This is a genomic window from Actinomadura terrae (assembly GCF_022751215.1).
GTDB lineage: Bacteria > Actinomycetota > Actinomycetes > Streptosporangiales > Streptosporangiaceae > Spirillospora > Spirillospora terrae.
In genome coordinates this window covers 983,573-999,954 of sequence record NZ_JAICDG010000001.1, presented here as the reverse complement: position 1 = coordinate 999,954, position 16,382 = coordinate 983,573, and the positions used below count along the sequence as shown (strand labels likewise).

Genomic DNA, 16,382 nt, shown 5'->3' with positions numbered 1-16,382 from the left:
CCCGGCCCGCCGCCCGGGACGGCGGGCCGGGCCAGGGGGTGCGGCGGGTCAGACGGTGACGGGCAGCCAGGGGGCGCGGCGGCCCTCGAACTCGGTGATCGCGTCGCCGTGCCGGAGGGTCAGGCCGATGTCGTCCAGGCCCTCCAGGAGGCGCCAGCGGGTGTAGTCGTCGATCTCGAACGCGGCGGTCTCGCCGGCGTAGCGGACCTCGCGCTTCTCCAGGTCGACGGTGATCTCCAGCGTCGGGTCCTGCTCGACCCTGGCCTGGATGTCCTCGACCTGCTCGCTGCTCAGGACGACCGGCAGCAGCCCCATCTTCGTGGAGTTGTTGCGGAAGATGTCGCCGAAGCGCGGCGCGATCACGACGCGGAACCCGTACTGCTGCAACGCCCAGACGGCGTGCTCGCGGGACGAGCCGGTGCCGAAGTCGGGCCCGGCGACCAGAATCCCCGCGCCCTCGTACTGCGGCTGGTTCAGGACGAACTCCGGGTCCTCGCGCCAGGCGGAGAACAGGCCCTTGTCGAACCCGGTGCGGCTGACCTGCTTGAGCCACACCGCCGGGATGATCTGGTCGGTGTCGACGTTGCTGCGGCGCAGCGGCACCGCGCGGCCGGTGTGGGTGGTGAACGCTTCCATGTTCTTTCCTTAGAGGTCGGCGGGAGCGGCCAGGCGGCCGGTGACGGCGGTCGCGGCGGCGACGGCGGGCGACACCAGGTGGGTGCGGCCGCCGGGTCCCTGCCGTCCCTCGAAGTTGCGGTTGGACGTGGAGGCGCTGCGCTCGCCCGGGGTGAGCTTGTCGGGGTTCATCGCGAGGCACATCGAGCAGCCCGCCTCGCGCCACTGCGCGCCCGCCGCCGAGATCACCTCGTCCAGGCCCTCGTCCTCGGCCTGCTTCTTGACCTTCATGGACCCGGGCACGACCAGCATGCGGACGCCGTCGGCGACCCTGCGGCCCCGCAGCACGCCCGCGACGGCCCGCAGGTCCTCGATGCGGCCGTTGGTGCAGGAGCCGACGAAGACGGTGTCGACCGCGATCTCGCGCAGCGGCGTCCCGGCGGTCAGGCCCATGTACTCCAGGGCCCGCTCGGCGGCCTGGCGCTCGGCGGGGTCGTCGTAGGACGCGGGGTCCGGCACGGAGTCGCCGAGCGGCAGGCCCTGCCCCGGGTTGGTGCCCCAGGTCACGAACGGCGTCAGCGCGGACGCGTCGATCACGACCTCCCTGTCGAAGACCGCGTCGTCGTCGGTGCGCAGCGACGTCCAGTACTCGACGGCCCGCTCCCAGTCCTCGCCCTGCGGCGCGTGCGGGCGGCCCTTCAGGTAGTCGAACGTGGTCTCATCGGGGGCGATCATGCCGGCGCGGGCGCCCGCCTCGATGGACATGTTGCAGACCGTCATGCGGCCCTCCATCGACAGCGAGCGGATCGCCTCGCCCCGGTACTCGATCACGTGGCCCTGGCCGCCGCCGGTGCCGATCCGGGCGATGATCGCCAGGATGAGGTCCTTGGCGGTGACGCCCGCGGGCAGCGCGCCGTCCACGGTCACGGCCATCGTCTTGGGCTTGACCTGCGGGAGCGTCTGCGTGGCCAGGACGTGCTCGACCTCGCTGGTGCCGATCCCGAAGGCGAGCGCGCCGAACGCGCCGTGCGTGGAGGTGTGCGAGTCGCCGCAGACGACCGTGGTGCCCGGCTGGGTCAGGCCGAGCTGCGGGCCGATGACGTGCACGATGCCCTGCCCGGCGTCGCCCATCGGGTGCAGCCGGATCCCGAAGTCGGAGCAGTTCTTGCGCAGCGTCTCGACCTGGGTGCGCGACACGGGGTCGGCGATCGGCCGGAGCAGGTCGGTCGTCGGGACGTTGTGGTCCTCGGTCGCGATCGTCAGGTCGGGGCGGCGGACCTGGCGCCCGGCCATCCGCAGCCCGTCGAACGCCTGCGGGCTGGTGACCTCGTGGACGAGGTGCAGGTCGATGTAGAGGAGATCCGGCTCACCCTCGGCGCGCCGTACGACGTGCGCGTCGTACACCTTCTCGGCCAACGTACGGCCCATCACTCCCACCTCACCTGTCATGATCGGCGGCGCGCGCCCGCGCGCCGCTGGACTCCGGTCACCCGACTTGCATCTCAAATTACGAGACGGCAATATCAAGTCATGGACAACTCTAGCGGAGTCGGCGTACTCGACAAAGCGGTTCTCGTGCTGAACGCGCTGGAGGCGGGCCCGGCCTCGCTCGCCCAGCTCGTCCAGACGACCGGGCTGGCCCGCCCGACCGCCCACCGGCTGGCCGTCGCGCTGGAGCACCACCGCCTCGTCCACCGCGACACCCAGGGCCGGTTCATCCTCGGGCCGCGGCTCGCCGAACTCGCCGTCGCCGCCGGGGAGGACCGCCTCCTCGCGATCGCGCAGCCGATCCTCGCCCAGCTGCGCGACCTGACCGGCGAGAGCGCCTCGCTGTTCCGCCGCCAGGGCGACGTTCGGGTCTGCGTCGCCGCCGCCGAGCGCACCAGCGGCCTGCGCGACACGATCCCGGTCGGCGCCGCGCTGCCGATGACCGCCGGGTCGGCCGCGCAGATCCTGCTGGCCTGGGAGGAGCCCGACCGGCTGCACCGGGGGCTGCGCGGCGCGAAGTTCGAGGCGACGACGCTTGCCTCGGTCCGCCGCCGGGGCTGGGCGCAGAGCGTCGGGGAGCGCGAGCAGGGCGTCGGGTCGGTGTCGGCCCCGATCCGCGGCGCCGCCGGACGGGTGATCGCCGCGGTCTCGGTGTCGGGCCCCCTGGAGCGGCTCAGCCGCTCCCCCGGACGGCTGCACGCGGGACCGGTCGTGGCCGCCGCCGAGAAGATCTCCGAGGGGATGCGGCGCACCGCCGCCTGACCGGACCCTGTCATCCCGCGGGGGCCGGGGCGAGCTTTGGCTGCGGGCTTTGGATAGTGACAGTATCCAATGGGTCACCCTGGATAACGTTAACCTCCAGTCAAGGGGGTGAGCGGTGCAGATCTCCGAGCTCAGCGATCGCAGCGGGCTGACCGTCCAGACGATCAAGTTCTATATCCGGGAGGGCCTGCTCCCGAAGGGATCGTCGGTGAGCGCGACCCGCTCGGAGTACGGCCGACCGCATCTGGAGCGGCTGCGGCTGATCAGCGCGTTGCGCGAGGTCGGCGACCTGCCGGTCGCGGCGATCCAGCAGATCATCGCCGCGATCGACGACGAGCGCGTCAGCCTGCACGAGCTGTTCGGCACCACGCAGTACGCGATCGGCCCGCACGTGGCCGCCCCCGGCGACCCGCACTGGCGCGCCGCCCGCGAGGACGTCGACGCCCTCGTCCGCGAGCTCGGCTGGACGGTCGGCGCCGGCGCCCCCGCCCGCGACCTGCTCGCGCACACCTTCGTCGCGCTGCGCCGGCTCGGCTTCCCGATCACGCTGACCGACCTGCGGCCGTATGTGAAGGCCGCGACCGAGGTCGCCGACCACGAGATCGGACGGGTCGCCGACGACACCTCCCGCGCCCGCACCGTCCACTCCCTGCTGGTCTCCACCGTCCTGTACGAGCAGGTCCTCACGGCGCTGCACCGGCTGGCCCAGGAGGACGCCTCGTTCCGCCGTTTCGGCGCCTCCTGACCGGGTTTCGGTCACCTGGTCGCGCCGGTTTCCGTTCGCCCTGACCAGGTAGTTGTCGTTAATTCCGGCATAATGGGTCGGTATTACGATTCATTACGAATCGCCTAATATGTAAGGTCGTGGACGGCGTTCGCCGCGCACGCCGCCGAGCATTGCAGAGTGACCCGTTGATGACCGCACCCACGAACTCCTCCGGCGACCGGTGGACCGACCGCCTTCTCGCGGAGGGCAGCGACCCCGACCCGCGCTTCTCGCTGGCCAACGAGCGCACGTTCCTCGCCTGGATCCGTACCGCGCTGGCCATGATCGCGGGCGGTGTCGGGGTCGCGCTCAGCGGCGACCTGATGGAGACCCCGCTGCGCGTCGGCCTCGCGATCGGCCTGTCGGCGAGCGGCGCGCTGGTGGCGGCGCTGGCGTTCCGGCGCTGGCTGCTCACCGAGCGCGCCCTGCGCCGCGCCGAGACGCTCCCGCCCCCGGCGCTCGCGCCGCTCCTGTCCTACGGCCTGGCGATCGCGGCGCTCGCCCTGGTGGCGGCGCTGCTGGCGACGAGATGACCTGCCGGGACCGGGGCGCGCAGCCCGAGCGGACGGCGCTCGCCTGGTCCCGGACGGCGCTCGCCCTCATCGGCGCGGGCCTGCTGTGCGTCCGGCTCGCGCCCACCTCGCCCGGCGCGGGGGCGGCGGCGCTGGTCGTCTGCGGCGGGGTCGTGCTGCTGCTGCGGCGCGCCCAGGCGGGCCTGCGGACGCGGCGCCACCGCGTCCCGGCGGGCGGCCGGGTGGCCGACCCCATGTCCGTGCTGGTCACGACCGCGCTCACGATGCTGCTGGGTGTGGTCGGAGCGCTGTTCACCCTGCACACCTGACCCATGCGCGGCGCGCATGGCCGATGTGCGAGATCTTCGCTGGTGGCATGGCACGGCGCCGCCTAGCGTTCCGGCCATGCGAATCACCCATGACGACCCGGCGACCGTTCCGGCCCCGCCGGGCGCCTACACCCATGCGATCCACGTCACGTCCGGCCCGATGCTGTACGTCTCGGGGCAGATCGCCCTCGGCGAGGACGGCGAGGTCGTCGCGCCCGGCGACATGACCCGCCAGTCCGAGGTCGTGCTCTCGCTGCTGGAACGGATCCTCGACGCGCACGGCGCCGGCTTCGAGGACGTCGTGAACATCCGGACGTTCATGACCGACCTCGGCCGGCTCGCCGAATACGCCGCCGTCCGGCGGCGCTACATCACCGGCAGGCCGCCGACCAGCACGACCGTGGAGGTCCCCCGGCTGTTCCGCCCCGGCGCGCTGCTGGAGGTCGAGGCCGTCGCCGCCCTCCCGGCCTGATCACGCGCGGAGCGCGCCTGATCACGCGCCGAGCGCGGCGGCGGTCTCCGCCAGGTCGGTGCGGAAGGCGGCCACCGGCGGGGACCGCCGCGCGTGCCGGGCGGTGGCCGCGTAGACGGTGCGGCGGGGCGGGTCGGGCGCGACCGGGCGCAGCACGAGGCCCTCGCGCGCCGCCGCGTCCGCCGCCAGCGCCGGGACGAGCGTGACCCCGAAGCCCTCCGCGACCAGGCCCAGCTTGGAGATCCACTCGGCGACCCGCAGCGGCGTCGCGGGCACGAAGCCGGCGGCCTCGCAACGGGCGCGCAGCGCGGCGACGGCCTCGGGGTCGTCGGCGACGATCCACGGCTCGTCCGCCAGGCCGGCGAGGGGGACGCGGCGCCGCGCGGCGAGGCGGTGCCCGCTCGGCAGCGCGACCAGCAGCGCGTCCTCGCGCAGCGGGACGAGGTCGGCGGCGGCGATCGAGGGGACCTTGTGGGTGCTGACGACGGCGATGTCGAGGTCCCCCGCGTCCAGCTTCGGCAGGAGGCGTTCGGTGGTGCCCTCGCGCAGGACGACCTCGACGCCGGGGTGGCGGGCCCGGAAGCGGGCGAGCGCGCGCGGGACCAGCGCCACGTTGGCCGTCGGGAACGCGCCCACCCGCAGGGTCCCGGCGTCGAGGCGGCGCAGGCCCTCCAGCGCGCGGGCGGTGCCGGCGAGCCGCTCCAGCAGGCCGCGCGCGTGCGGCAGCAGGTACTCCCCCGCCGGGGTCGGCCGGACGCCGCGGGCGCCGCGCGCGAACAGCTCCACCCCGCAGACGTCCTCCAGCGTCGCGATCTGCCGCGAGACCGCCGACTGCGTGTAGCCGCCGGCGGCCGCCGCCGCGGTGAACGACCCGAGGTCGGCGACGGCGACGAACGTCCGGAGCAGGACCGGGTCGAGGGCTTCGGCGCGCACGGTAGGGAGGATAGGGCGGGGCGGGCGGCGTGCGGCGGGCGGGGCGGCGTAGGCTCCAGGCGTGTCCGAGGCTCCTTCTTCCGTGCCGCCGTTCGTCAGCCTGACCACCGACTTCGGCGCCTCCTACACCGCCATCTGCGCGGGGGTCGTCCACACGATCGCGCCCGGGGCCACCGTGCTCGTGCTGTCGGACGAGGTGACTCCGTACGCGGTCGCCGAGGGCGCGATGCTGCTGGTCCAGGGGCTGCCCTACCTCCCGGTCGGCGTGCACGTGGGCGTCGTCGACCCGGGCGTCGGCACCCCGAGGCGCCCGCTGGCCGTCGAGACCGGACGCGGCGACGTGCTCGTCGGCCCGGACAACGGCCTGCTCGTCCCGGCGGCGGAGGAACTGGGCGGCGTGGTCAGGGCGCACGTCCTGGAGAACCGGGCCTACCGGCTGCCGCGCGTCTCGTCCACCTTCCACGGGCGCGACATCTTCTCCCCCGCCGCCGCGCACCTGGCGCGCGGCGCCGACATCGCCGCGTTCGGGCCGCAGGTCACGCCGCTGCCGCTCGACGTCGCGCCGCCGCGCGGCGAGGGCGGCGTGCTGACCGCCGCGTACCTCTACACCGACCGGTTCGGCAGCGTGATCGTCAACGCCGGGCCGGACGACCTCGCTGCGGCCCTCGGCCCGGTGGCCCACGGCGCCGCGCTGGAGGTGTCCTGGCCCGGACGCGCCGCGCGGGTCACCTTCGCCGAGACGTTCGGGAGCGTTCCCGTCGGCGAGCCGCTGCTGCTGACGGACTCCTCGGGGCGGCTCGCCTTCGCGGTCAACCAGGGGTCCGCCGTGGAGCGGTTCGGCTTCCGGGGCGAGGCCGTCACCGTACGGCTGACGGACACCGTGCGGCTGGCAGACTGACCGGCATGGAACTCGACGTCGTCGCCTGGGTGCAGGTCTCCGGCGGGCGGCTGCTCGCCGTCCGCTCCCGGGGCCGCGATCTGCTCTACCTGCCCGGCGGCAAGCGGGAGCCCGGCGAGAGCGACTGGTCCGCGCTGTCGCGCGAGGTCCGCGAGGAGCTCGACCTGGAGCTGGACGCGCCGTCCTTCCGCGAGCTGGGCGTGATCCGCGCGCCCGCGCACGACCAGCCCGACTTCGCGCGGGTCCGGATGGCGTGCTTCACCGCGTCCTACAGCGGCGCGATGGCTGCGGCGGGCGAGGTCGACGAGTACCGCTATGTCGGACGCGGCGAACGGCACCTGCTCGCGCCCGCCGCACAGGCGGCCCTCGACCTCGCGGACGAGCGCGGCCTCCTCTCCTGACGCGCGTTCTGGGCGTTGATCGACCTTCGGGCGGCGCCCCGGCGACTTTGGTCACGGCGGCGTGGTCCCCTGGCCGCTGCCCGGACGGGCCGTCCCGAGCGAGGCTCGTCGTCTGGGCGGCCCGACCAGTGAGGAGCCAGCGCATGCCACAACTACCGGTCAGCCGGCGGACCGTGCTCGTGGGGGCGGCCACCGCGGCCGTCGCGATCACGGGCGCCGCGCCGCCCGCGCGCGCCGCGTCCGGGGGCGGGCGACGCGCCCTGGAGCAGCACGGCGTCAACTACGACACCGAGCGCGAGGTGTGGAACCCCGCGTACGTGCGGCGCGAGGTCCGCGCGATCGCCCGCGACCTGCACTGCAACGCGATCATCGTCCTCGGCTCGGACGCCGCCCGCCTGATGCTCGTCGCGCGCCACGCCGCCGAGGAGGGCCTGTACGTCTGGCTGGAGCCCCGCCAGTTCGACCGGGACGCGCGGACGACGCTGGCGTTCCTCACCTCGGTCTCCCGCGCCGCCGAGGCCCTGCGCCGCACGTATCCGGACATCGGGATCTCGGTGGGCTGCGAACTGACGATCTTCATGTCGGGGCTCGTCCCCGGCGACGACTACAAGGAGCGGGCCGCGAACCTCGGCACCCCGGCGGGGAAGGGCTACAACGAGCGGCTCAACGCGTTCCTCGCGCGGGCGTTGAAAACCGTCCGGCCGCTGTTCGGCGGGCGCCTCACCTACAGCTCGGGCATGTGGGAGCAGGTCGCCTGGGGCGGCTTCGACGTGGTCGGCGTCGACCTGTACCGGGACGCGACGAACGAGGCGACCTACGTCCAGGACGTGCGGGCGCTGCACCGGTTCGGCAAGCCGGTCGTGATCACCGAGTTCGGCTGCTGCGCGTACCGGGGCGCCGACAGGCGCGGCGGCGACGGCTTCGACATCATCGACTGGGACCACAAGCCGCCGATCATCCCGCCGGGCTACGTCCGGGACGAGCGGGTGCAGTCCCGCTACATCTCCGAGCTGCTCGACGTCTACGAGGCCGAGGGCGTGTACGGCGCGTTCGTCTACAACTTCATCGAGTCGGACTCCCCGCACATGCCCGAACCCTGCCTCGACCTCGACATGGCGGGCTTCGCGCTGGTCTCGGTGCTGCCGCTGGACTCGCCGCGCAACTACCCGGCCACGGGCGACTGGGAGCCGAGAGCGGCGTTCCACACCGTGGCCCGCCGCTACGCCGCGATGTTCAAGAAGTCCCGGCCCACGTCCCTCGCCTGGCGGCTCGGGACGTGACCGTGCCTTTGCGGGCGCGGATCGCTTCGCGATCTTCCCGGTGGGGGCCTCGCCTCCGGCGTCGGCCCCCACCGCTCAGCTACGCGCCCGCGTGACGGCTGAGGTCGCTGAAGGGGCGCTCCAGGCCCAGGGATCGGAGGCGGCGGCGCTAGGCGTTGCGGCGTTGCCGGTCGGCGGCGGCCGCGCTGAGGATCATCTCGTCGACGACCCAGCGGGCCTCCGCGGACAGGTCGACCAGCGCGCGCAGCACCTCGGGCCGGATGACCCCCTGCTCGACGTCGCGGCGCAGGGCCTGGAGCGTGAGGTCCTCGTCGATCGAGCGCGCCTCGCCCGGGAATCCGAAGTAGCCGATCGGCACGCCGAAGAACGTCGCGAGCGCGGTGAGGGTCTTGAGCTGGGGGTTCTCCTGCCGTCCGGTGCGCAGCTTCCACACGGTGGTGGACGAGATGTCCTCGCCGGTGGCGCGCGCGATCGCCGCGGCCGCCTCGACGTTGTTGCGGGGCGGCGCGGCGTCCGCGGGCCACAGGTTGCGGATCAGCCACTCGACCTTCTCCGCCAGCGTCGCCCCCGGCGAGATCTCCTGCACGGTGCTCACCTGGTCCCCTTCGCTCCTCGACTGCCGAAGAACTTTAGTTGACCGTCAACGTGTCCGTCAGCCAAGGACACGGGACAGTTCTCGCCCCCCGGAGTGAGGTCCTTCCTCCCCCTCAGGTTCCGTCCGCCGCGCCGCGCTCACCCCGTCCGGTGAACCTTGCCAAGAAGCGTTGCAAAGACCCTTGGCAACTCGTAGCGTCCTCGCCATGAAGGACGAGGGCACGGCGGGCGGGCCCGAGGCAAGCCGGCCCATCGCCGAGGAGATCACCGACCCGCGCCAGGTGCGGCTCCTCGCGCACCCGCTGCGGCAGCGCATCGCGGAGGTCATGCGGCGCGGGCCCGTCTCGTCCACCACGCTCGCCCGCGCGCTCGGCCAGAGCACCGGCGCGACGAGCTACCACCTGCGCCAGCTCGCCAAGCACGGCTTCGTCGAGGAGGTCCCCGAGCTCGGCCGCGGCCGGGAGCGCTGGTGGCGGGTCAAGCCGGCCGACCGGCGGCTGCCCCGCTACAGCGAGCAGACGCCGCCGATGCGCGCGGCGGTCGAGGAGCTCACCCGCCTGGAGTTCGCGAACGAGCTGGAGCAGCTCGAACGGTTCCAGCGGGCCCGCGAGGACCTCGGCCCGTGGGCGGACGCGCTGCTGTTCTCCTTCTCGACCCTCACGCTGCCGCTGGAGCGGGTCCGGCCGTTCTTCGAGGACTACATCGCCCTGCTCTACCGCTACAAGGCCGACGACGGCGACCCGCCGCCGGACGCGCGCACGCTCGTCGTCAGGCTCCTGGCGTTCCCCGAGATCACCGAGGAGGAGGACGGCACCTGACCCCAGGAGGCCCGGGAACGGGCCGAAGGGGCCGGGCCGGCGAGTTGCAGCTCACCGGCCCGGCCGGGCGGAAGCCCCGCATCACCACGCCCAACGGCGTGCTCACCGCGACACGACACCTCCACGGAAAGGAGAGCACCTCGTGCTGCTCTCACGCAAACTCGCCGCGCTGGCCCCAGGCCGCGGCACCAAATGGGCGATCCTCCTGCTCTGGATCGCGATCGTCATCGTCGCCGTCCCCTTCGCCGGGAAGCTCCCGGACGTCGTCGAGGACGGCTCCGCCTCCGAACTGCCGCACGGCGCCCAGTCCACGCGGGTCGAGGAGCTGACGCCGCGCTTCCCGGGCGGCGCGGCGGCGCCCGGCCTGGTCGCCTACGTGCGCGACTCCGGGATCACGCCCGCCGACCGGGCGCGCGCCGAGGCCGACCGGCGCGCGCTCGCGCCGGTCGCCAGCGGGCCGATCGCGCCGGCCGCCGCGTCCCGGGACGGGCGCGCGCTCATGCTGAACGTCCCGCTCGTGGACGACGACGACCTGTCCGAGAACGCCGAGAAGATCCGCGACCGCGTCCAGGAGAACGCGCCGCCCGGCCTCCAGATCCGCCTCACCGGCCCCGCCGGGTCGGCGCTGGACGTCGGCGACGCCTTCGAGAAGATCGACAAGCTGCTGCTGATCATCACGATCGTGCTGGTCACCGCCGTCCTGCTGGTCACCTACCGCAGCCCGGTCCTGTGGCTGCTGCCGCTGATCGGCGCGGCGGTCTCGCTCCAGGTCAGCAACGCCGTCGTCTACCTGCTCGCCGAGCACGCGGACCTGTACGTCGCGAACGGCATGTCGGCGATCCTCAACGCCCTGGTCTTCGGGGTCACCACCGACTACGCGCTGCTCCTGCTCGCCCGCTACCGCGAGGAGCTGCGCCGGCACGCCGACCCGCACGAGGCGATGCGCGTCGCCCTGCGGCACGCCGCCGCGCCGGTCGTCGCGTCCGCCGCCACCGTGTGCCTCGGGCTGCTGTGCCTGCTCACGGCGACGATGGGGTTCAACTACGCGCTCGGCCCGATCGGCGCCATCGGCGTCCTCGGCGGCCTCGTCGTGGTCATGTCGCTGCTGCCCGCCCTGCTGGTGGTCCTCGGCCGCTGGATCTTCTGGCCCCGCGTCCCCCGGTTCGGCGACACCCCGCCCGCGCGCGGCGGCGTCTGGGACCGGATCGGGCGCCGCGTCGCCGCCCGTCCCCGCCTCGTCTGGCTCGCCGGGACGGCCGTCCTCGCGGCCCTGGCGGCCGGGGCGCTCGGCATCAACACCGGGCTCGACAACGAGCACTTCCTCACGACCACGCCCGGCTCCACCGCCGGCGAGCGCCTGCTGAACGAGCACTTCTCCGGCGACCGGACCCGCCCCCTTCAGGTCATCTCCGAGAAGCCGGTCACGGCCGCGCTCCGCGCCGTCCCGGGGGTCGCGCGCGTCGAGCAGCCGGAGCGCAGCATCGACGGCCGCCTCACCAGGACGGACGTCATCCTCACGGCGGCCCCCGACAGCGAGGCGGCGAAGGACGCGGTCAGGAACATCCGCAGGGCCGTCCCGGGCGCCGACGTCGGCGCGGGCGCCGCGAGAGAACTCGACAAGGCCGACGCGCAGGCCCACGACCGGCGCGTGGTCATCCCGCTCGTGCTCGGCGTCGTGCTGGTGATCCTGATGGTCCTGCTCCGGGCGCTGGTGGCCCCGCTGCTGGTCATCGCCACGGTCGTCGCGTCCTACTTCGCGGCGCTCGGCGCGTCCTGGCTGCTGTTCCGGTACGCGTTCGGCTTCCCCGCGCTGGACACCCAGGTCGCCCTCATGGGCTTCCTGTTCATGGTCGCGCTCGGCGTGGACTACAACCTGTTCCTCGTCTCCCGGGTCCGCGAGGAGGTGGCCCGGTCCGGCCACCGCACCGGGGTCATGCGCGGGCTCGGCCTGACCGGCGGCGTCATCTCCAGCGCCGGGGTCGTGCTCGCCAGCACGTTCGGCGTCCTCGGCGTCATGCCGATCACGATGATGGTGCAGATCGGCGTGCTGGTCGCGCTCGGCGTGCTACTGGACACCTTCCTCGTCCGCTCGATCATCGTCCCCGCGCTCGCGCTGGACGCGGGGCGCCGCTTCTGGTGGCCCGGCCGCCTCGCCCAGTCGGCGGCGCGGCACGTCCGTCCCCCCGAACCGGCACACAACTGACAAAACCGCAGGGGACCCCGGCCGAAAAGCCGGGGTCCCACTGTTCACCAGCGATGTATCACTGTGAGTATCTGGACACATACATTGAGCCACATTCTGGGTTAGCATTCGGTTGCCGCCCTACAACGGCAACCTTCCACCGAGAGGCAAGGAGATGCCCCCACATCGCCCACGCCACCCCCGGGCCTCCCCCGTGCTCGTCGCGTTCGGCCGCCAGCTGCGGCGGCTGCGCGAGGCCCGGGGCGTCAAGCAGGAGACGATCGCCCACGTCGCCCGCGTGAGCGGCCCGCAGGTCAGCAAGATAGAGAACGGCAAGAAGCGCGCCACCCGCTCGTTCGTCGAGCTCGTCGACGAGTACCTGGACGCCAACGGCGCCCTCGTCCACCTGTGGGAGGACCTCAACAAGGACGACCACCCGGTCCCGCTCTGGTTCGACTGGCCCGGGATCGAGGCCGACGCCACCATGCTCGTCTCCTGGGAACCGATGCTCGTCACGGGCCTGGTCCAGACGCCCGCCTACGCGGCGTCGATCCTGCACGGCAACCAGGAGGCCGTCGAGGCCAGGATCGAACGCCAGCGCATCGTCACCGGCGAGGGCCGGCCCGCCCCGCCCGACCTCGTGCTGCTGATCGACGAGCAGGCCCTGCACCGGCGGGTCGGCGACGCCGGGACCATGCGCGAGCAGCTCGACCACCTGGTCGAGGTGAGCACGCTGCCCAACATCACCGTTCAAGTAGTGTTGGCGAGTGGTGAGCACGACGGCAACATGGGCGCCTTCGTGGTCGCGACGATGGACGACCGCAGCGAGGTCGCCTACGTCGAGACGGCCATCCGCTCCATCACCACCGACGACCCGTCGGACCTGGCTGTCCTGGCCCGCACCCTGGTCGCCCTCCGCTCCCGCGCGCTCACCGAGGACATGTCCCGTGACCTGATGAGAAAGGTCGCCCAGGAAAAATGGATCTGAGCAACGCGCGCTGGCGCAGGAGCAGCCACACCGGCTCCAACGGCGGCAACTGCGTCGAACTGGCCGGGCTCGGTGGAGCCGTCGCGGTCCGCGACAGCAAGGACCCCGACGGCCCCGTCCTGCTCGTCGCCCCCGCCGCCCTCCGCGCGGCCGTCGCCCCGCTTCAGGAGCGCGACACCGCGACCGCCTGACGGATCGCACCGACCCCGACCACCAGCCAGGCGACCACGGCGGGCCACAGGAGGGCCTTGCCGAGCGTGCCGAGCCACGGGACGGAGCAGACCGCACCGGCCGTCATCGCGCTCGCGGCCGTCATGCCGAGCGGGAAGACCGTCGACCAGCGGCGCGGATCGTAGCGGGGACGGGGATACAGCACCTCGCACACGACCAGCACCGCGTACCAGGCGAGCGCGACTCCGAGGATCGCGAACGTCAGCCACTCCAGCGGCCGCGGGTCGCCCGCCGCGTTCGTGACCCGCGCGGAGGCGAGCGCCGAGATCGACAGGCTCCCGGCGAGGACCCAGTGGTCGCCGGCCCCCCGGTAGAGCTGGCGGAAGTCGAACCGGCTGAGCACGAACACGTACAGGGCGAGGCCGAGCGCGAGCAGCGTGCCCGCGGGCCAGGTGAGCAGGTGCGCGGGCAGCAGGTCGGCCAGCGTCGCCGCGAGCACGACGACCGACTGCGTCGCGACCGTGACCAGGTACGCCGCCCCCGGCAGCCGCCGCTTGAGCCGCCGCAGGACGCGCGGGAGCAGGAACATCCACAACCCGAACGCGATCACGAGCGGGACCACGGCGGTGACGGCGTGCCCCGACAGCGCGATCCCGTTCCCGAGGACCCCGGTGCCCGCGACGCTGGTGAGGATCGCGGGAACGGACAGCTCCTCGCGGCGCGATCCGTCGGCGAGGAGCCCGCAGAACGTCACCACCAGCACGACCCACAGGGCCGCCGTGATCACCAGGAGCCCGCGCGCGGCCCACATCACCCCGGCCAGCCGCAACGCGATCGACACGATCCCGGTGGCCATCACCTCGGCGCCCCACGGCTGGCGGACGGCTCTGTTCTCCACCGTCCAACTTCTACCGCCTATTCACCGCCACGGCATGCGTATCCGTGCCGATACTCCCCGGAATGACCGTCCAAATCCAAGGCCAAAAGAAAAAACCGCAGATCACCGATGAGGTGTTCCGCGGTCACAGCGAGTTTGGTACCCCCGAGCGGATTCGAACCGCCGTTACCGCCTTGAGAGGGCGGCGTCCTAGGCCACTAGACGACGGGGGCAGGACCAAGACCTTCGCGATCTCCCGCTCGGGCCGGGTCCCACCTTACCGGACTCCGACCCCCACCTCGACCGGTTAACCAAGGTGAGAAGGCGCCCGACAGGTGAATGCACACGCGAACGGAAGGCCTTGCAGAGAAAGATCCAGTGAGTACGCCGCAACCGGCGCGAGGGCGAAGCCCGAGCATCGGGGGTTCCAGGGGGTCGCCCCCCTGGGCAAACACTGCGAGCCCCGGCGAAGTTGGCGAAGCCAACGAGCAGGGGTCCCCGCACGTACCCCCGAGCGGATTCGAACCGCCGTTACCGCCTTGAGAGGGCGGCGTCCTAGGCCACTAGACGACGGGGGCCCGTCCAGGTGAGTGGACGAAGCTGGGGTACCAGGACTCGAACCTAGACTAAGTGAACCAGAATCACTCGTGCTGCCGATTACACCATACCCCAGTGCGGTACGGAGCTCGGGCCGTCTCCGGCCGGTCGCTCGCGCCTCGAAGAGAATACAGGACCCGGGGACCTGGGCCAAAACGATTGCCGGGATCGGATGAACGGCCCGAAATGAGTGTTCAGCGGGTGAAGTCGGGCGGACCGATGTGTTCGAGCCCCCAGTCCACGAGGGGACGCAGCCGCCGCCACGAGTCGCGGACGCGCGTGACGACCTCGGGGTCGCCCACGCACTCGTCGGCGGGCCAGCCCTCGTGCGCGTACAGCGAGCGGTGGCGCAGGAGGTCGAGGCGGGGATGGTCCTCGGGGGTGCCGCGCGGGCGGGTCTTGAGGCGGTCGCCGCCGATCTCCAGGCCCGCGTCGCGCAGGCCGCCGACGATGGCGTGGAGTTCGCGGCCGGGCGTCTCGGAGTCGACGGCGGCCCGGTAGCGGCGGAGCTGGTCGGGGGACGGCGCGTACATGCCCCCGGCGACCATGATGCCGTCGGCGTCGAGCTGGAGGTAGAAGCCCTTGCTGTGGCCGCCCTGGTGGGTCTTGTAGGGGGTCTTGTCCTTGCTGAAGCGGACGTCGCGGTAGGGCCGGAACAGCTTGACGGCGCCGAACTCGTCTTCGAGTTCGGCGCACAGTTCCGCCAGGGGTTCGCGGACGTGCCGTTCGTAGTCCGCCTTGTGGGCCGTCCAGTACGGCTTGCTGTTGTCGGCCTGGAGCCCCTCGTAGAACTCGAACGCCTCGCCGGTGAAGCCGGTGAACCCCATCGGGCCTACTCCCGCTCGACGACGCGGTTGGTGAGCGAGCCGACGTTCTCGATCGTGACGGTCACCTCGTCGCCGATCTCCAGCGGGCCGACCCCGGCGGGGGTGCCGGTGAGGATGACGTCGCCGGGCAGCAGCGTCATGACCTGGCTGACGTAGGCGACGAGGTCGGGGACGGCGTGCAGGAGCTGGGAGGTCCGGGCGTCCTGCCGGACCTCGCCGTTGACGGTGGTGGAGATCGCGAGGTCGGCGGGGTCGACCTCGGTCTCGATCCAGGGGCCGAGGGGGCAGAAGGTGTCGAAGCCCTTGGCCCGCGTCCACTGCCCGTCCTTCTTCTGGAGGTCGCGGGCGGTGACGTCGTTGGCGCAGGTGTAGCCGAGGATGACGTCGGCGGCGCGGGACGCGGGCACCTCGCGGCACATGCGTCCGATGACGAGGGCGAGTTCGCCCTCGTAGTCGACGCGCTCGGACAGCCTGCGCGGGTAGGCGACCGCCTCGCCGGGGCCGATCACGGCGGTGGACGGCTTGGCGAAGAGCACCGGTTCGGCGGGCGCCTCGCCGCCCATCTCGCGCGCGTGGTCGGCGTAGTTCTTGCCGATCGCGATGACCTTGCTGGGCAGGATCGGCGCCAGCAGCCGGACGTCGGCGAGCGGGAGGCGCTGCCCGGTGAAGGTCAGATCTCCGAACGGGTGGGCCGCGATGGCGGCGACGGTGTTCTCCTCCACCACCCCGAAGGACATGCCCTCGTCGGTGGCGAACCTGGCGATACGCATGCCAGGAAGCCTAGCGGCGCGGCCACGGCAAGGACCCCGCCCGGGGGTGACACGGCGGGCCCGTCCCGTAGCCGGACGGTATGACCCCTAGGGGACGGTTCG

Annotated in this window: 19 protein-coding genes and 3 tRNA genes; 12 read left to right on the top strand and 10 right to left on the bottom strand. The window is 72.8% G+C overall.

What is annotated here, in order from left to right; translation table 11 throughout:
• Window positions 1-48 precede the first annotated feature (48 nt).
• Both leuD and leuC read right to left on the bottom strand, forming a co-directional pair.
• Window positions 49-636 (bottom strand): 3-isopropylmalate dehydratase small subunit, encoded by a 588-nt coding sequence (gene leuD / locus K2F47_RS04405; protein ID WP_242901360.1) that lies wholly within the window; start codon window positions 634-636, stop codon window positions 49-51.
• Window positions 637-645: 9 nt separating this feature from the next.
• The gene (gene leuC / locus K2F47_RS04400) at window positions 646-2,043 is read right to left on the bottom strand and encodes a 3-isopropylmalate dehydratase large subunit (protein ID WP_242901359.1); all 1,398 of its coding nucleotides are present in this window, start codon (window positions 2,041-2,043) and stop codon (window positions 646-648) included.
• A 102-nt stretch (window positions 2,044-2,145) separates the two neighbouring features.
• Here leuC and K2F47_RS04395 point away from each other — a divergent pair, with 102 nt between their 5' ends.
• From K2F47_RS04395 to K2F47_RS04375, 5 genes are all read left to right on the top strand, one after another.
• Window positions 2,146-2,865, top strand: a complete 720-nt coding sequence (locus K2F47_RS04395; RefSeq protein WP_242901358.1) for an IclR family transcriptional regulator — start codon at window positions 2,146-2,148, stop codon at window positions 2,863-2,865.
• Between the two features lie 115 nt (window positions 2,866-2,980).
• Entirely contained in the window at window positions 2,981-3,610 is a 630-nt protein-coding gene (locus tag K2F47_RS04390; protein ID WP_242901357.1) for a MerR family transcriptional regulator, read from the top strand.
• A gap of 170 nt (window positions 3,611-3,780) precedes the next feature.
• Complete coding sequence (locus tag K2F47_RS04385; RefSeq protein ID WP_242901356.1) at window positions 3,781-4,164, top strand: YidH family protein; 384 nt, start codon at window positions 3,781-3,783, stop codon at window positions 4,162-4,164.
• A complete protein-coding gene (locus K2F47_RS04380; RefSeq protein ID WP_242901355.1) occupies window positions 4,161-4,472 on the top strand; it encodes a DUF202 domain-containing protein in 312 nt (103 codons plus the stop codon). Before K2F47_RS04385 ends, K2F47_RS04380 begins: the two co-directional genes overlap by 4 nt.
• 76 nt (window positions 4,473-4,548) lie before the next feature.
• Window positions 4,549-4,944, top strand: coding sequence for a RidA family protein (locus K2F47_RS04375; protein ID WP_242901354.1), 396 nt, complete (start codon window positions 4,549-4,551; stop codon window positions 4,942-4,944).
• Window positions 4,945-4,965: 21 nt separating this feature from the next.
• Here the strand turns inward: K2F47_RS04375 and K2F47_RS04370 are convergent, their stop codons facing one another.
• The gene (locus K2F47_RS04370; protein ID WP_308198363.1) at window positions 4,966-5,877 is read right to left on the bottom strand and encodes a LysR family transcriptional regulator; all 912 of its coding nucleotides are present in this window, start codon (window positions 5,875-5,877) and stop codon (window positions 4,966-4,968) included.
• A gap of 61 nt (window positions 5,878-5,938) precedes the next feature.
• On the opposite strand from K2F47_RS04370, the gene K2F47_RS04360 reads away from it, so the two are divergent.
• The 3 genes from K2F47_RS04360 to K2F47_RS04350 all read left to right on the top strand — a co-directional run bounded on the left by K2F47_RS04360 (window position 5,939) and on the right by K2F47_RS04350 (window position 8,456).
• Complete coding sequence (locus tag K2F47_RS04360; RefSeq protein WP_242901353.1) at window positions 5,939-6,775, top strand: SAM hydrolase/SAM-dependent halogenase family protein; 837 nt, start codon at window positions 5,939-5,941, stop codon at window positions 6,773-6,775.
• A gap of 5 nt (window positions 6,776-6,780) precedes the next feature.
• On the top strand, window positions 6,781-7,176 hold the full coding sequence (locus K2F47_RS04355) for an NUDIX hydrolase (RefSeq protein WP_242901352.1): 396 nt from the start codon (window positions 6,781-6,783) through the stop codon (window positions 7,174-7,176).
• Window positions 7,177-7,319: 143 nt separating this feature from the next.
• Entirely contained in the window at window positions 7,320-8,456 is a 1,137-nt protein-coding gene (locus K2F47_RS04350; protein WP_242901351.1) for a glycoside hydrolase family 113 protein, read from the top strand.
• 148 nt (window positions 8,457-8,604) lie between these two features.
• Here K2F47_RS04350 and K2F47_RS04345 read toward each other — a convergent pair whose 3' ends face one another.
• Entirely contained in the window at window positions 8,605-9,051 is a 447-nt protein-coding gene (locus K2F47_RS04345) for a hypothetical protein (protein WP_242901350.1), read from the bottom strand.
• A 205-nt stretch (window positions 9,052-9,256) separates the two neighbouring features.
• On the opposite strand from K2F47_RS04345, the gene K2F47_RS04340 reads away from it, so the two are divergent.
• The 4 genes from K2F47_RS04340 (at window position 9,257) to K2F47_RS04325 (ending at window position 13,229) form a co-directional block, all read left to right on the top strand.
• Entirely contained in the window at window positions 9,257-9,868 is a 612-nt protein-coding gene (locus K2F47_RS04340) for a helix-turn-helix domain-containing protein (RefSeq protein ID WP_242901349.1), read from the top strand.
• A gap of 142 nt (window positions 9,869-10,010) precedes the next feature.
• Window positions 10,011-12,071: an MMPL family transporter gene (locus K2F47_RS04335; RefSeq protein ID WP_242901348.1), complete on the top strand. Its 2,061-nt coding sequence runs from the start codon at window positions 10,011-10,013 to the stop codon at window positions 12,069-12,071.
• Between the two features lie 154 nt (window positions 12,072-12,225).
• On the top strand, window positions 12,226-13,038 hold the full coding sequence (locus tag K2F47_RS04330; protein WP_242901347.1) for a helix-turn-helix domain-containing protein: 813 nt from the start codon (window positions 12,226-12,228) through the stop codon (window positions 13,036-13,038).
• On the top strand, window positions 13,029-13,229 hold the full coding sequence (locus tag K2F47_RS04325; protein WP_242901346.1) for a DUF397 domain-containing protein: 201 nt from the start codon (window positions 13,029-13,031) through the stop codon (window positions 13,227-13,229). The genes K2F47_RS04330 and K2F47_RS04325 overlap by 10 nt, the downstream gene beginning before the upstream one ends.
• Here K2F47_RS04325 and K2F47_RS04320 read toward each other — a convergent pair.
• From K2F47_RS04320 to K2F47_RS04295, 6 genes are all read right to left on the bottom strand, one after another.
• A complete protein-coding gene (locus K2F47_RS04320; protein ID WP_242901345.1) occupies window positions 13,202-14,107 on the bottom strand; it encodes a tellurite resistance/C4-dicarboxylate transporter family protein in 906 nt (301 codons plus the stop codon). The genes K2F47_RS04325 and K2F47_RS04320 overlap by 28 nt on opposite strands.
• Window positions 14,108-14,243: 136 nt before the next feature.
• Window positions 14,244-14,319: transfer RNA gene (locus K2F47_RS04315), tRNA-Glu, on the bottom strand.
• A gap of 272 nt (window positions 14,320-14,591) precedes the next feature.
• A tRNA-Glu gene (locus tag K2F47_RS04310) sits at window positions 14,592-14,664 on the bottom strand.
• Between the two features lie 22 nt (window positions 14,665-14,686).
• A tRNA-Gln gene (locus K2F47_RS04305) sits at window positions 14,687-14,758 on the bottom strand.
• Window positions 14,759-14,877: 119 nt separating this feature from the next.
• On the bottom strand, window positions 14,878-15,510 hold the full coding sequence (locus K2F47_RS04300) for a DUF2461 domain-containing protein (protein ID WP_242901344.1): 633 nt from the start codon (window positions 15,508-15,510) through the stop codon (window positions 14,878-14,880).
• A 5-nt stretch (window positions 15,511-15,515) separates the two neighbouring features.
• Window positions 15,516-16,280 carry a fumarylacetoacetate hydrolase family protein gene (locus K2F47_RS04295; protein WP_242901343.1) on the bottom strand — a complete coding sequence of 255 codons (765 nt, stop codon included), beginning with the start codon at window positions 16,278-16,280 and terminating at the stop codon, window positions 15,516-15,518.
• Window positions 16,281-16,382 lie beyond the last annotated feature (102 nt).

Excerpts from the sequence above, each read along its gene's own strand:
- leuD (WP_242901360.1), bottom strand. The coding sequence starts at position 636 with ATGGAAGCGTTCACCACCCACACCGGCCGCGCGGTGCCGCTGCGCCGC.
- leuC (WP_242901359.1), bottom strand. The coding sequence starts at position 2,043 with ATGGGCCGTACGTTGGCCGAGAAGGTGTACGACGCGCACGTCGTACGG.
- K2F47_RS04395 (WP_242901358.1), top strand. The coding sequence starts at position 2,146 with ATGGACAACTCTAGCGGAGTCGGCGTACTCGACAAAGCGGTTCTCGTG.
- K2F47_RS04385 (WP_242901356.1), top strand. The coding sequence starts at position 3,781 with ATGACCGCACCCACGAACTCCTCCGGCGACCGGTGGACCGACCGCCTT.
- K2F47_RS04380 (WP_242901355.1), top strand. The coding sequence starts at position 4,161 with ATGACCTGCCGGGACCGGGGCGCGCAGCCCGAGCGGACGGCGCTCGCC.
- K2F47_RS04375 (WP_242901354.1), top strand. The coding sequence starts at position 4,549 with ATGCGAATCACCCATGACGACCCGGCGACCGTTCCGGCCCCGCCGGGC.
- K2F47_RS04355 (WP_242901352.1), top strand. The coding sequence starts at position 6,781 with ATGGAACTCGACGTCGTCGCCTGGGTGCAGGTCTCCGGCGGGCGGCTG.
- K2F47_RS04350 (WP_242901351.1), top strand. The coding sequence starts at position 7,320 with ATGCCACAACTACCGGTCAGCCGGCGGACCGTGCTCGTGGGGGCGGCC.
- K2F47_RS04340 (WP_242901349.1), top strand. The coding sequence starts at position 9,257 with ATGAAGGACGAGGGCACGGCGGGCGGGCCCGAGGCAAGCCGGCCCATC.
- K2F47_RS04330 (WP_242901347.1), top strand. The coding sequence starts at position 12,226 with ATGCCCCCACATCGCCCACGCCACCCCCGGGCCTCCCCCGTGCTCGTC.
- K2F47_RS04325 (WP_242901346.1), top strand. The coding sequence starts at position 13,029 with ATGGATCTGAGCAACGCGCGCTGGCGCAGGAGCAGCCACACCGGCTCC.
- K2F47_RS04300 (WP_242901344.1), bottom strand. The coding sequence starts at position 15,510 with ATGGGGTTCACCGGCTTCACCGGCGAGGCGTTCGAGTTCTACGAGGGG.
- K2F47_RS04295 (WP_242901343.1), bottom strand. The coding sequence starts at position 16,280 with ATGCGTATCGCCAGGTTCGCCACCGACGAGGGCATGTCCTTCGGGGTG.